The sequence below is a fragment of the Clostridium sp. 1001283B150225_161107_B6 genome, from assembly GCF_015556325.1.
GTDB lineage: Bacteria > Bacillota > Clostridia > Lachnospirales > Lachnospiraceae > Enterocloster.
Genome location: NZ_JADNMD010000001.1, coordinates 161,712 through 176,100 on the forward strand (window position 1 = coordinate 161,712; position 14,389 = coordinate 176,100).

Here is a 14,389-nt window from a genome sequence, read left to right on the forward strand (position 1 = left end):
GGATGGTCCGGCCTGAGTTCTAACGCAATCTGTCTGATATTCTAACAGGATATTAATAATATGTGGAAATTATAATACGGACTGTTTTTGCAGGTCTTCTGGCTGGAGGTTTTACGATGGACATGTTGGTTTTTGGAATAGCAGCAGCGGCATCCTACTGGTATGAAACAGAGGTTTTTTTGTTTTTCGGCAGCATGTACGTCATGGGCCGTTTTCTGTATAAGTGGTATATGCCGCTGCTGGAATCATGGCCGCCTGAAAGGGGGAGGGAGGGACGTCTGGTTCTGGGCTGTCTTCCGCCTGTCTCCTTTGCGATTATACTATTTGTTCTCCTGACCATGGCATCCTATGACGTGGTTGGAATCTGGATTGTCTTTTACTGTATAATGGGATATGCGTGGCTCAGGGGCGGGATATACATGATGGAGTGCCTGGACCTGTCCTGGCCCTTTGACGCTGTTTATCTGGATAACAAGGCTGCAATCTTTCCTGCTGCCGGAGGATTTGCAGGGGTGACCCTTATTTACGCAGGAGCCAACACCGGGGACGGACCCGGCTGGTGGGTTGTATTGTTTGCCTCAGGGCTTGGTCTGGCTGCCTGGCTTGGTCTGGCCATGGCGGTTAATCTGCTGACGGATATGTCCGAGCGGGTCAGCGTGGACCGCGATATGGGCAGCGGCATCCGGTTCGGCGCATATCTGATTGCCAGCGGCCTGATTCTGGCCTATGCATCAGGAGGGGACTGGACCTCCGCACAGGCTACGCTTCTGGAATTCACCGTTGGATGGCCGGTGCTTCCACTCATGCTGTTTGCCCTTCTGGTGGAATGGTTTTATATACAGCCTGCCCGCCGCCTTGTGAACATCAGCAGGCAGGGGGATATACGTCTGTCCGTTTTTTGGGGAGGCAGTTACCTGGCCTATGCTGCGATTGTGCTCCTGGTTTTTCATGGGATATATGGTGAATCCGGCGGGGTATTCCTGTGAGCGGGGCGGTATTGGCCCGTATCCCCGGGGAGCAATATTCGGATTACCGCTATGAGGCCATATTCCGGGTATATAAATGGGACCCTCAGGTGGAAGACCACAACACAGTGGCTGAACATGTGGTGCTTCTGGACAGGCAGACAGCCGGGCAGCTGGAACGCTGGGCGGAGCAGCTGACCGCCGAGACCATGGAGATTGAGCAGGCTATGATGGGACGGATGGATTTGGTGAAGACCCTGGGTCTGCCGTCAAAGGTAAAAAAAGCCATTCCCAGAATGAACAGCTATTCCCCGGAGGAACATATACGGCTGATGCGGTTTGACTTTCATCCCACCACAGAGGGCTGGTCTGTTTCGGAGGTCAACAGCGATGTTCCCGGAGGGTTGGCCGAAGCCTCAGTGCTTCCCAGACTCGCCCAGAAATACTTCCCCTTCCATGAACCCCATGGTCATGTGGCCCGCAGTCTGCTGGAGGCATTTCAAAAGAGAACACGGCCAGGTGCAAGGATTGCCTTTGTACATGCAACCTCCTACGCGGATGACCGCCAGGTCATGCAGTTTTTAGGGGATTATTTTGAACAGAACGGATACCGTTCCCTGTATGCGGCTCCCGACCATCTTATCTGGAGAGAGCATCAGGCAGTAAGCCTGATTCAGGGGGAGGAGGGGCCTGTGGGCGGAATTGTGCGGTTTTATCCATTGGAATGGCTTCCGAATCTTTCCAGGCGGACAGACTGGGGCGGGTATTACGACACGCATACCCCGTCCTGCAACCATCCAATGGCTGTTTTTGCCCAGTCCAAACGGCTGCCTCTTATATGGGATGAGCTGGGGCTTGAGCTTCCTGCCTGGAGAACCCTGCTGCCTGAAACCTGCGCTCCCGGGAACGGTAATTTGGGGGAGGGATGGATTTACAAACCGGCGTTGGGCCGTGTGGGGGAAGGTATTTCAATCCGGGAGGCGCTGACTCCAAAGGAATACAGGCAGATACAGCGGAACGTCCGCCTGCACCCCAGGGACTGGATTGTACAGAAACGGTTTGAGAGCAAACCGGTTTCAGGCAGGGAGGGAGAGCAGTTTCATCTATGTGTGGGGGTGTTTACAGTGGATGGAAAAGCAGCCGGTTTTTATGGGCGCATCAGTCCCTATCCCCGCATAGACGCCAGGGCAAAGGACATTCCCCTGCTGGTGGAGAAGGAGGATAAAACCAATGAATGATAATTACAGTACATACCGAATCTGGGCGCCGGACAATGCCCTGTGGACCCAATGGGCCAAGCCGGTGCTGTTTGCCCGTGCATTGAATCCTGCGCCTGAGAAGCTGGTCCTGCCTCCTGTTAAATGGGCCCCTTATGGTGATGGAAGAACGGCTGTGTTTGTGGATTTGCCGGGAAAGAGAGGGGTACTGGAGGGCCTGGCCCTGGCTCAAATGGGCTACCGGCCGGTACCGCTCTATAACGGCGTCTATGGCGCGGACAAGTGGTCCATGGCAGTGGACGTAACACCTGTGGCGGAAGCCCTGTACCTGGGCGCGGATTACCTTAGCTGTCAGTCCATCCGTCCGGACGCGCCTCCTGCATTTCTGCTGGACGCGGCCAGGATGAAAGGTCCGGCACGCCAGCCGGGCAGATATGATAACCGCTGGTGCGTGTTTCCCCAGGATGCCCCGTCAGCTGATTTCCTGAAGGCTCACGGCATTGGTTCCATTTATGTCAGGGCCAAGGACATTCAGAATGATTTGGCCCACATACTTCTGCGTTACCAGAAAAAAGGAATTCGGATTTATCTTGTGGGGGATAATGGCGTACCCAAAAAGCTGGCCGTTGTGCGGCCCTCCTTGTTCAAGAGCTTTCTGTACCGATTTTGCACCATGATGGGTCTGACCAGAAATGCAGCAGGCGGATTCGGCGGAACAGTGCCCGAGGCCACCCAGTCCTCCGGCGGACGGTATTATGGCATTGGGTGAGCAGGCTTTATGTAAGCTGTATTACCGCAGGGCAGTTCTTATCGGAGATACCTGTATTGGCAATGGAAGATTAGCGTTGCAGGTTATCAGCAGGATGCATATAAGGCTGTAAAACAGGATTGGGTTAATTGAAAGCCAACACACGTCATATAAATGTCGTGACCGTAAAATGATAAAAGGGTTGTATACAAGGTACAGTAAAATGTGCCATGGTTACAACCCATAATTATTTGTATTAATACAACACTTTAAAGATACTGTTGGATGTGAGAGGTGTTATTAATTATATAGGATACATGATAATGACCGGGTAAAAATACAAGATAATCAGTTGGAAACACAAAAAGGTCTATTAAAGGTTGTTTTTGTCTCAAACTATTCGTTAAAGTGTTGTTTCGCGAATAGTTGGAAATCACCCTATTCGATATAGACTCTATACCTGGAATCCACCCATTTCAATTTGGTCACACCAAGCAATAATTAAATGCTCACCCTTCTAAGCAGCATATCCGCCATGGCCGCTTCCGCCGGCCCCTTTGCAGAGCTGTTCAAATTCTTTCAGTTTCTGCTTTGCTTCTGGAGTCAGGTTCGTTGGAACCTGTACTTCAACCGTCACATACTGGTCGCCATGGACGGACGGATTTCCTGTTGTAACAATCCCTTTCCCTTTCAGGCGAATCTGACTTCCGGACTGTGTGCCTTCCTTTATCCTGCACATAACGTCGCCATAAATTGTGGAAATCTTCACTTCACCTCCAAGCACGGCTGTTGTAAACGGAACTGTAACTGTGGTATAAACATTTTGGCCCTCCCTATGGAATCCCGGCTTGTCGTGCACCGTTATTTTCAGAAGCAGATTTCCAGGCTCTCCGCCATTGGTCCCGGCCATCCCTTTTCCCTTTAAACGAATCACTTTGCCGTTTGCAATGCCTGCCGGTATAGCTACTTCCACTGACCGTATTTGTCCATGTTCATCCTGCAGACGGATTGTTTTTTTGCAGCCAAAGGCCGCTTCATCAAAGCTGACTTCCATATTGCTCTGGATATCCTCTCCCTTTACCGGGAATCCGTATCCGGAATGAGCCCCATTAAATCCGTTACTCTGAAATCTGTCTGCTGTTCCTCGGAAGAAACCTGAACCTCCAAAGATATTGTTCAGAATATCATTCATGTCCTCTCCGCCTTCAAAATGGTATTCATGATAACCACTATCCATGTTTTGGCGGGTGCGGTAGGAATTATAATCAAATCCGCTATTTTCTGTTCTTTTGTAAGCTCCGGCTGACTCGTCAAACGCCGCATGTCCGTACTGGTCATATAATTTCCGTTTTTTTTCGTCACTCAGTATATCGTAGGCTTCATTGAGTTCTTTAAACCGTTCTTCTGCCTGAGCGTTACCCACATTACTGTCCGGATGATACTTTTTTGCCAGTTTTCTATATGCCTTTTTGATTGATGCGGCATCCGCTGTCCGGCTGACGCCTAAAACAGCATAATAATCTTTTTTCATCATGTATGCGCCCCCTCTTTCCTTCAGATAAGAGAACATCGAAGAGAAAAACGGGAAAACATCTATATGCTCCCCCGCTTGCCCTCATTTTATTTTCTATTTGTTCTATATATGTTATAACATATACATCAGCGCTCGTCAAGTATGATTTACAATTATTTCGATTATCCGCTATACCGTTGTATCTAAATGGCAGCGATTGCACATATGATTCCGATTAGTATCAGCAAACAGCCTCCGATTCGGTAAAATCCAATTGCCAGATTAGAAGGCTCGGCATTTTTATACCACCAACCGCGTGCAAGCCACCATGCACTTCTGGGCGCAAAAGTATACCAAGCCCCTATAATAATCAAAACAAATGCAAGAAAGGGGGACGCCAAACCTCTGCCATGGCTGTTCCTCGCATCCATGGCACGCTCTATTCCCCAGACAAGAGAAAAACCATCGATATACCCCTGCTCTTTTATGGCTTTGGAATCAGAGCCTCCGGAAACCATAAGCGCGCCGTTTATATTGGTCTGTCTGTAAACATGTCCATTGGGGTATGTTATTACAATATCCCCGTTTTTGTCATACCTGAATTTGTAATCCCCGTTTTCCATTGATATTGTTCCAGCTGAACGTGTTCCCGGGTTAAATGTAAGCACTCCGGACTGTCCGTCAATTTCAATGGTTGTTCCGGCCTGCTCTGTCACATCTTTTTTGCAGGATGTCAAAAAAAGAAGTGACAATATAATCACAACAAGTTTCAGGATTCGGGTCAGTCCATTTGTCCTTTCCATTTTCCATCCCCCACTCATTCCATTCTCCATCTCCCTTCGTTTGTAAGTATGCTTTTGTACATGGTTTAGTGATGATAACTGCTCCTTTTCAAAACAACAGGCGTTATGGTTCCCATGTAAAACTGCTGGGGATTTCCAACGGTCTGCCCTCCCATTCTGCACACCAACTTAGCCGTGATATCCCTGGCTTCCATGCGGATTTCTTCTATTCCCCGGGCAAACAAATCATCAAATGACAAGCGCGCAATCCGTGTACCAATGTGATGTCCCCTGTAATCTGGATGAATGGCAAACCTTCCCCAATGTATTTCACCATTCTCCCTCCAGGCAGCGACGGTTCCTATGACCACGCCATTGAGCACGGCACACCAGCACTGCGGGTTTTTATCTAAAAATCCATTGATATCTTTTGCGGGGATTTTCTGCTCCCCGTTAAATACGTCTGTCTGCAATTTCATGATTTGAGGCATATCCTCGCGGACAGCCTGTCTGAATATGATATTTTCCAAAAAATGCACCTCTTTCATCAAAGGTTCTCAATTGCACCAACAGGACAGGTTTGGATACATTTTGAGTATGATGGCCATTTGATATATAAGATTGTTTGTGATATAGTTGAATTGACTGAAAATGATAAAGGAGAATCATTATGGATAATCAGGAAATCATATGTTACTGCGCAGGTGTTACAAAGGCGCAGATTCTGGAAGCACTGGACAGGGGCGCCCGGAATTTAGACGACATAAGGCAAATGACCGGGGCCTGCACCATTGGCAGATGCAAAGAATTAAGTCCCACAGGAAAGTGATGTTCCTCTGCGATTATAGGTATAATCAGGGAGTATCATACAGTTCATCTGCCATAGGCGCTGTCATGTTCCGAAGATTACAGTATGTCCTCCGGTCAGGCGATTTCCAGGAGCTTTAGCAGTTCGTTGTGGGGGCGGTCCATATCCGCCTGAAACACATCAATGTGGTTTAAATCCCCGCTCCTGTCCGTAAAGGCGGGGAATAAAAAACCGCATACCGGCTTTCCTGGTTCGTACTCTCCGCTTAAAGGACAGATGGCGCAAATCATATATTCAAAAACTTCTTCAGATTCCCACTGACGTTCATTATCAGACCCTTTTGCGGGGATATCATAGCGGTCATGGAAAACCAGGATGGCATATTCCCGCTCTGCACGGTAATGCTCCATAACAACATCATAAAAGGTATCCATCAGGGCATCATTTTTCAGGCCGCATTCGTTCATGGCCATGAGCAGCTGCCACATGCTTCCTGGTTTTCGCGCGCTTTGAGGATATTCGTACTTCTTAAGGTTTACATTGGTGGCTGCAAAGGGAATTTCCTTTGCCAACTTCAGTTTTTTTGTCCGTTCTGCTGCTGATAATTTCAGAAAATTAATATTAAAACTACCGTCAAAATCCCCGTCCCTGTCTACATAGCATCCCGCAATCCTGGTAAAGGAGGTGCGGGAAAGGGTCATCCGTCTTGTAAGCTCCAGCATGTCTTCTCTGTTTATCATAATATGTCCGTTACCTTCCTGCCTTTTCTGTCATTCAAGAAGATTGTATCACATACTTTATGGACCAACAACTTATTTTCCTTTTGTATAAACAGGAAGGTTATTTTTGCCGATTGTGACGGAACCGCTTCTGCCTTGCGGTCCGGACCTGCATCGCCATATATGTCTTTTGGTCCATCATGGTTTACCTCCATCAGACACAGGGTCTAAATAAATGTTTTACAGAAACTTTATAAAATCATAACTTGACGCAAGTACGAAATCGGACTATAATACACACCACAAGTACGAAATCATACTAAGAATCAATTACATACAGGGAGGTGCGCCTTATGAAGAAAGGCTTCATGAACGAATCCGCAGAGAAATCCACAGAGAAATCCGCAGAGAAATCCGCAGAGGTAATGACAGAAGAAAATACAAAAGAAACAGACCAGGAAATCCGGGAATGCAACCGTCTGTACAAGGAACTGGATGATATTTACCACGACATTTCCCTCAGGCTGGGCATATCGGACAGCGCCTTTACCATATTTTACATCATCAATGAACTGGGGGACGGATGTCTGCAGGCTGATATCTGCTATGAGTCATTTTCCAACAAGCAGACCATCAACTCTTCCATCCGCAAGCTGGAACAGGAGGGGTATCTTTATCTGGAGCAGGGTCATGGAAGAAATAAGCACATCCGTCTCACCGACACAGGAAAAGCATTTATCCGGGAAAAAGTCAGTCCTGTGGTTAGAATGGAAAATGACGCCTTCCTGACCCTGGAGCCGGGGGAACGTCGTGAGTTTCTGCGCCTGTTTAAAAAATACGTGGAGAATTTCAGGAATAGTAAAAATGAACTGTAACAGGAGGATAATTTCTGTATGAGAACAATTCTGCGGTTTTTAAAGCCGTACAAAGGGCTTTGTCTGGTGACACTCTTCGTCATGGTACTGGACGTGGCCGGCGGTCTGCTGATTCCCACTATCACAGCGGATATGATTAATAACGGGGTAGCCGGAGGCGATATGGGCTTTATCTTACGCAGGGGCCTGGCCATGCTGGCCGTCACCCTGGTTACCAGCTTCGGGGCATTGGCAGGCAGCTGGCTCTGTTCCGACCTCTCAGCCAAAATCGGGCGCGATATGCGGGATGCCCTGTATGACAAATCCCTGACCTTTTCTTCCTATGATTTTGAGGCCTTCGGAACAGGTTCCATGATTACCAGAACCTTAAGCGATGTAAATATCATCCAGCAGTCCATTGTCTGGTGCATTCAGATGGTGCTGCCGGTTCCCGTGGTCTGCATTATGGGCATTGTCATGGCATATTCCATTGACCGCGTCATGGGGCTTCTGCTGATTGGCGTAACCCTGCTAATCATTCTTCTGGCTGTGCTCATAACCAGGAAGGCATCCGTTATTTTTGGCAGGCTCCAGAAGCTTTTGGACCGGATGAACGTGGTGCTTCGGGAAAATGTGACGGGTGTGCGCGTCATACGCGCCTTTAACAAAGAAGGATATGAAGAAAAGAGAATGCGCAAATCCTTTGAGGATTATGCCATGTCTTCCATCCAGGCCAACCGCCTGTTCGTCAACCTGGAAAGCATTGCATTGTTTGTCATCAATCTTTCCATTGTAGCCATACTCTGGATGGGCGGAAACCGCATTGGAGCAGGGTTCATGGAAATAGGCGATATCACTGCCCTGACCCAGTATGCCGTTATGATTCTGTTTTACATCATCATGGCCCAGATGGTATTTATCATGCTTCCCAGGGCCTTTATCTGCGTACGCAGGATGAATGACGTCCTCTCCCGCAAGCCGGAGATTCCCGAAACAAAGGATGCTGCTCCTGCCCTGCCGGAAAAAACCAGGGATGTCATTCAGTTCAGGGATGTCTCATTCCGCTTTGCGGATGCAGATGAGAATACCCTGGACCACATTACCTTTTCCTGTGTCAGGGGCTGTACCACTGCCATCATCGGCAGTACGGGAAGCGGAAAATCCACCATAGCAAAGCTGGCTCTGCGCTTCCACGACGTGACATCCGGCTCCCTGCTCTTAAACGGCAGGGATATCCGCAGTGTCAGCCAGAAAGAACTGAGGGACCATATTGCCTATGTCCCCCAGAAGGCATGGCTGTTTTCAGGTACCATTGCCGACAATCTCCGCCATGGAAATCCGGATGCCGGTGAGGAGGACATGAGGGAGGTTCTGTCTGCTGCCCAGTCTGACTTTGTATACGGCCTGCCGGAGGGCCTGCAATCCATGGTCTCACAGGGCGGCTCCAACTTTTCCGGCGGTCAGAAACAGCGCCTTTCCATAGCCAGGGCCCTGATGAAAAAGGCCGACCTCTATATTTTTGACGACAGCTTCTCTGCCCTGGATTTTAAGACGGATGCGGCTCTTCGCAGAGCCCTTGCGAAAAGGACGGAGGACGCGGCTGTTCTGATTATAGCACAGCGTGTCAGCACCATCCTGAATGCAGAGCAGATTATTGTCCTGGAGGACGGCAGAATTGCGGGAATGGGAAACCATGCCTCCCTGATGAAGACCTGTCCCGTATACCAGGAGATTGCCAGGTCACAGATGGAAGGAGGAAATTCTTAAATGAGTGATAACAATACACAGATATACGAGGATGAAATGGATTTTGCATCCCCCAATCATATGAGAAGGACCCTGCGGCGTCTGTGGGTGTCTGTGAATGACCAGCATAAACGGCTGATAGTAGTTCTGGTCTCCGTGGTGTTCTACACACTGCTCTCGGTTGCAGCCCCTTTTTACAGCGCGCACATCGTGGATTTGCTGTGGAACAGCATCAAGGAGGCCATGGCAGGCGGGGAAGCCTTCCGGGTAACCTGGCACCACGGTGGGAGGGATATATTCATCCTGCTTCTGATTTACCTGGCAACCGCATTTTTTTATACGCTGCAATCCTTTCTCATGGCCAGTTTTGCTGAGAACCTCAGCCTGCGTCTGAGGACGGAAATCAGCACCAAGTTAAACCGCCTGCCGCTGTCCTACTTTGACAGGAACCAGACAGGCGCAATTTTAAGCCGTACCACCAATGACCTGGATAAGATGGCGGAAGCACTGCAGACAGGGCTTCTGAAGCTCTTTACAGCAGCAGGAATGGTCGTTGGCTCCCTCATTATCATGTTCCGGTTCAGCGCCTGGCTGACCATGATTTTCCTGCTGTTTACAGGGCTTGCCATGCTCTCCACCCGGGCAGCCTCGGCTAAGACATTAAAGTATGCCATGGAGCGTCAGAAATGCGTCAGCAAGGTAACGGCCCTGGTGGAGGAATCCTACAGCGGGCGGGTCATTATCAAGGCATTTAACCAGGAACAGGACAGCTCACGGCGAATGCATGAGGCCACACAGGAGCTGGCAGGGGCTTCCAGAAAGGTGGATTTCATGATAAACGCCATCAATCCTGCTGTCCGTATGATTAACCGGTTCGGCCAGGTCCTGATAGTGATACTGGCTGGCAGAATGCTCATAAACGGCTCTCTTACCGTCGGCGTGTTCCAGGCATTTTTCCAGTATGTGAATCAGGCATCCGAGCCCCTGACAGAGGTAGCCTATATGGTAAACTCCATGCAGTCTGCCCTGGCCTCCGTGGAACGGATTTACGATATGCTGGATGAACCTGAGATATCACAGGAGCCAGCCCTTCCAGCCCTGGTGGAACGTGTACAGGGCAAAGTGGAATTCCGGAATGTGCGTTTTGGTTATTCCCCAGACCGCATACTGATGAAGGATGTCAGCCTGTCTGTCAGGCCGGGCCAGAAAATCGCCATTGTGGGAAGCACCGGAGCCGGCAAGACCACCCTCATTAACCTGCTGATGCGGTTTTATGAGGTGAACGGAGGAAATATCCTGTTGGACGGCAAGGATATCCGGACCTTATCCAGGGCTAACCTTCGCAGCTGCTTCGGCATGGTTTTGCAGGATACCTGGCTTTTTGAAGGCACCATTGCAGAGAACATTGCCTATAGCAAGCCGGATGCTGCCCGGGAGGAAATCATTGCGGCTGCAAAGGCGGCCAGGGTGGATTTCTTTGTACGCACCATGCCGGCAGGCTATGATACGGTTCTGACCAATGATTCGGAACATATTTCTGTTGGCCAGAGGCAGCTTCTGACCATTGCCAGGGTGTTTCTGCTGAATCCGGCCGTACTGATTCTGGATGAAGCCACCTCCAGCGTGGATACCAGGACAGAAATGGAAATCGGCAGAGCCATGAAGGAGCTGATGAAGAACAGGACCAGCTTCGTGATTGCGCACCGGCTGTCCACCATTGTGGATGCGGACCTGATTCTTTTAATGCAGGATGGCACCATTGTTGAGCAGGGGAACCACCGTGAACTGCTGAGGGCGGAGGGCGCATATGCAGACCTTTATTACAGTCAGTTTGCATAGAGGGAAGTTATGGCTTTATGTATGGGACAAGAATGACGCATGGTGGGCTTGCGGTTTGCGGATTTAAAATGCAATACGATAAACGTGGTTTAAATATCCATATCCTCCCACCCATACACCTGTAACTGTATCATCCTCGCTGTCCAGATTAACATATATTCTGGAAACACAGTGTAAATTATACCCCTGTTCAAAGATATACTGGTTTTGCTTTGATGCGTACTTATATAAATAACAGGCCAGCGCGCCGGTGGAGGTACCGGTGGCTGATTCTTCATTAATGCCGTACAGCGGGGCGAAATTCCTGCATATTGCGGTCACGCCCCTGTCTTTTCCAGGGGAAAAGGCATGGATGCCGATGCATTCATTTTCCCTGCTTATTCTGGTGATGGCGGGGAAATCAGGGGCCATACTGCCGAGAACCACGGGATTAGTCACAGGAACCAGGATATCCTTTAGGCCGGTGGACACGATTTGCACCGGTAAGGTATGGTCAATGACGATTGAATCAAAGCACGCCTCTGCCTCTTTTCTGTCCAGCGTTTCATAGAACTGCGGTCTGTTCTGCTCCATGAGAATCAGGCCGCTTTCATCAACCTGTACCCTCAGGATTCCTGACTTTGTCTCTATGGTACAATCCTGTTTTTTCAGCAGCCCCAAATGCCGCAGCACAGTGAAGGCGGCGATTGTGGCATGGCCGCACAGCGGAATTTCCCCTTTGGATGTAAAGTATTCCAGTTTAAAATCATTGAATGTTGAAATACTGACAAAGACTGTCTCCGAATACCTCAGATAACCGGCTATTTCCGTTTTCTGTGCTTCAGTGAACCGCCTCCCAATTATCACACCTGCCTTATTTCCGCCTTTGTCATCTTTGCTGAACGCGCTTGCTACATAAGCATTAAATATCGTCATTTATCTCTCCCGTTAAAATGCAGATGCTCTCTTCAATCAAGGTGACAGATTTTCTCAGATACGTATTTTTTCAGATACGGAACATAACCCTGTTTTTAAACTCCTGGGCCTTGCCGTCATTCCAGTCATGGACGGGTCTGTAATATCCCGCAATCCTGCTGTAAACATCCGCAGAGCCTCCGCAGTTGGGACAGATATCCTGTCTGCCGGGCAGATAGCCGCAGGTCTGGCAGATGGTGTAAACAGGAGACAATGTGAAACAGGGAATATGGTGTTCTGTAATCATGCTGCAAAGTATATCCCTTGCCTTTTTCCAGTCCTTCAGTTCCTGTTCCATGTATACATGGAACACGGTGCCTGTGGTATAAAGGGGCTGCAGGGCGTCCTGGTTCAGAAGGGCATCACGCAATGTGCCGTCATAGTCAGCCGGCAGCTTGGTGCTGTTTGTATAATAAGGCTTGTCCCCTTCATGACCGGCTGTCCTGATTCCGGGGAAACGCTCCCGGTCCAGTCTGGCGAATCGGAAGGTGGCTGACTCTGCGGGCGTTGCCTCCAGGCCGTAGAGATTACCGTATTCCTCCTGATAACCAACCAGCTTTTCACGCATGTGGTTCAGGACAGAGACAGCAAATGCTTTTGTCTCTTCTGATTCCAGTCCGGCCTGCAGCCACGGGGCATTGAGTCCGGCTTCATTCATGCCGATGACGCCGATGGATGAAAAATGATTGTCAAAGTCCGTAAGATAGCAGGCTGTATAGGGATAAAGCCCATTCCTTAACAGGGAGGAAATCACCTTCCGCTTCGTGTCCAGGGACCGTGCAGCCAGGTCCGTCATCCGGTCCAGCCGTGTATAAAAGTCCCTTTCATCCTTTGACTGGTATGCAATCCGGGGAAGATTGACCGTAACCACGCCAACGGAACCCGTATGCTCCCCATATCCGAAAAAGCCGCCGGCTTTTTTCCGCAGCACATGGAAATCAGGCTGGATTCCATCATAGGTAGCCCTCACATCCTCGGGTTTCATACCGCTTCCCATGTAGTTGATGAAATAGGGTGTTCCGTAATGGGATGCAAGGGAAAACAACAGCCTGTTTTGTTCGGTATCCGACCAGTCATAGTCCTCTCCCATCCCATAGGCCGGAATGGGATACTGGAATCCCAGGCCATTGGCATCGCCTTCCAGCATGGTTTCCAGGAATGCCTTGTTCACCATGTCCATTTCCCTCTGGCATTCCCCATATGTAAACTCCATTCTCCTGCCTCCCACAATGGCCTTTTCATCCGCCATGTCACAGGGCACCTTCAGGTCCATGAAAATGTGGGAAAATGGAGCCTGGGTACCCCAGCGGCTGGGAGTGTTGACTCCGAAGACAAATGCCTCCATGCATTTTTTTACCTTGTCATAGGACAGGTTATCTGCCTTCACAAAGGGGGCAAGGTATGTGTCAAAGGACGAGAAGGACTGGGAGGCAGCCCACTCATTCTGCATGATTCCCAGAAAATTCACCATCTGGTTGCAGAGGGTGGCCAGGTGCTTGGCCGGGGATGCGGTAATCTTTCCGGTGATGCCGCCCAGACCGTCCAACAGGAGCTTCTTAAGGGACCATCCGCAGCTGTAGCTGGTCAGCATGGATAAATCATGGATATGGATGTCTCCGTTTACATGGGCATCGGAAATTTCCCTGTCATATACTTCCGTAAGCCAGTAATTGGCAGTCACTGCGCCGGAGTTGTTGAGAATCAGCCCGCCAACCGAATAGGTAATGGTGGAGTTTTCCTTCACACGCCAGTCTTCCACCTTTACATAGTTGTCCACCACGTCTTTATAGTCCAGAATGGTTTTATCTAAATTCCTGATTTTCTCCCGCTGCTTCCGGTACAGGATATAGGCTTTGGCCGCATCGGTGTATCCGGATTCCTCCAAAACCTTTTCCACGCTGTCCTGGATATCCTCCACTGATATCCGGCTGTCTTTTATCTTTCCCTGGAAGTCGGAGGTGACCCTCAGGGACAATAGCTCAATGATATCATCCGTATATGATTTACCGGTTGCTTTAAAGGCTTTCTTGATAGCCAGTGTTATCTTTTCCAATTGGAATTCAACGGTTTCCCCGTCCCTTTTAGCCACTAAAAGCATGTTCTTGTCTCCTCCTCAATAAGCGTGATTCGCTGCCGTACATACCGCAAAACAGATATATTCCATTATATCAAAGACATGGACATAAATACAGCATGAATTTTTATCCTATGACGGGTGCGGGATTAAGTAAATGGCGGCCATCT

The 14,389-nt window shown here is 49.3% G+C and carries 12 protein-coding genes and 1 pseudogene; 7 read left to right on the top strand and 6 right to left on the bottom strand.

What is annotated here, in order from left to right:
- The first annotated feature begins 116 nt into the window (after positions 1-116).
- Genes I2H39_RS00780 through I2H39_RS00790 form a run of 3 tightly spaced genes read left to right on the top strand, consistent with a single transcriptional unit; the run spans position 117 to position 2,951 of the window.
- Positions 117-986: a hypothetical protein gene (locus I2H39_RS00780; protein WP_195625581.1), complete on the top strand. Its 870-nt coding sequence runs from the start codon at positions 117-119 to the stop codon at positions 984-986.
- A complete protein-coding gene (locus tag I2H39_RS00785) occupies positions 983-2,203 on the top strand; it encodes a glutathionylspermidine synthase family protein (protein WP_195625582.1) in 1,221 nt (406 codons plus the stop codon). The genes I2H39_RS00780 and I2H39_RS00785 overlap by 4 nt, the downstream gene beginning before the upstream one ends.
- Positions 2,196-2,951: a hypothetical protein gene (locus tag I2H39_RS00790; RefSeq protein ID WP_195625583.1), complete on the top strand. Its 756-nt coding sequence runs from the start codon at positions 2,196-2,198 to the stop codon at positions 2,949-2,951. The genes I2H39_RS00785 and I2H39_RS00790 overlap by 8 nt, the downstream gene beginning before the upstream one ends.
- A 496-nt stretch (positions 2,952-3,447) precedes the next feature.
- Here the strand turns inward: I2H39_RS00790 and I2H39_RS00795 are convergent, their stop codons facing one another.
- The 3 genes from I2H39_RS00795 to I2H39_RS00805 all read right to left on the bottom strand — a co-directional run bounded on the left by I2H39_RS00795 (position 3,448) and on the right by I2H39_RS00805 (position 5,755).
- The gene (locus tag I2H39_RS00795; RefSeq protein WP_195625584.1) at positions 3,448-4,464 is read right to left on the bottom strand and encodes a DnaJ C-terminal domain-containing protein; all 1,017 of its coding nucleotides are present in this window, start codon (positions 4,462-4,464) and stop codon (positions 3,448-3,450) included.
- Between the two features lie 182 nt (positions 4,465-4,646).
- Positions 4,647-5,246 carry a DUF6199 family natural product biosynthesis protein gene (locus I2H39_RS00800; RefSeq protein ID WP_195625585.1) on the bottom strand — a complete coding sequence of 200 codons (600 nt, stop codon included), beginning with the start codon at positions 5,244-5,246 and terminating at the stop codon, positions 4,647-4,649.
- A gap of 65 nt (positions 5,247-5,311) precedes the next feature.
- On the bottom strand, positions 5,312-5,755 hold the full coding sequence (locus tag I2H39_RS00805) for a GNAT family N-acetyltransferase (RefSeq protein WP_195625586.1): 444 nt from the start codon (positions 5,753-5,755) through the stop codon (positions 5,312-5,314).
- Between the two features lie 134 nt (positions 5,756-5,889).
- Here I2H39_RS00805 and I2H39_RS00810 point away from each other — a divergent pair.
- Positions 5,890-6,051 (top strand): annotated as a pseudogene (locus I2H39_RS00810) ((2Fe-2S)-binding protein); the annotation flags it as partial.
- 98 nt (positions 6,052-6,149) lie between these two features.
- Here the strand turns inward: I2H39_RS00810 and I2H39_RS00815 are convergent.
- On the bottom strand, positions 6,150-6,773 hold the full coding sequence (locus tag I2H39_RS00815) for a DUF4317 family protein (protein ID WP_195625587.1): 624 nt from the start codon (positions 6,771-6,773) through the stop codon (positions 6,150-6,152).
- A gap of 332 nt (positions 6,774-7,105) precedes the next feature.
- Here I2H39_RS00815 and I2H39_RS00820 point away from each other — a divergent pair, with 332 nt between their 5' ends.
- Genes I2H39_RS00820 through I2H39_RS00830 form a run of 3 tightly spaced genes read left to right on the top strand, consistent with a single transcriptional unit; the run spans position 7,106 to position 11,191 of the window.
- Positions 7,106-7,627, top strand: coding sequence for a hypothetical protein (locus tag I2H39_RS00820; protein WP_330640931.1), 522 nt, complete (start codon positions 7,106-7,108; stop codon positions 7,625-7,627).
- 18 nt (positions 7,628-7,645) lie between these two features.
- On the top strand, positions 7,646-9,373 hold the full coding sequence (locus I2H39_RS00825) for an ABC transporter ATP-binding protein (RefSeq protein WP_195625588.1): 1,728 nt from the start codon (positions 7,646-7,648) through the stop codon (positions 9,371-9,373).
- The gene (locus I2H39_RS00830; RefSeq protein WP_138307067.1) at positions 9,374-11,191 is read left to right on the top strand and encodes an ABC transporter ATP-binding protein; all 1,818 of its coding nucleotides are present in this window, start codon (positions 9,374-9,376) and stop codon (positions 11,189-11,191) included.
- Between the two features lie 63 nt (positions 11,192-11,254).
- On the opposite strand, the gene I2H39_RS00835 is transcribed toward I2H39_RS00830, so the two are convergent.
- Entirely contained in the window at positions 11,255-12,106 is an 852-nt protein-coding gene (locus I2H39_RS00835; RefSeq protein ID WP_138307066.1) for a PhzF family phenazine biosynthesis protein, read from the bottom strand.
- 70 nt (positions 12,107-12,176) lie between these two features.
- Positions 12,177-14,243 carry a ribonucleoside triphosphate reductase gene (locus I2H39_RS00840; protein ID WP_195625589.1) on the bottom strand — a complete coding sequence of 689 codons (2,067 nt, stop codon included), beginning with the start codon at positions 14,241-14,243 and terminating at the stop codon, positions 12,177-12,179.
- Between the last annotated feature and the right edge of the window lie 146 nt (positions 14,244-14,389).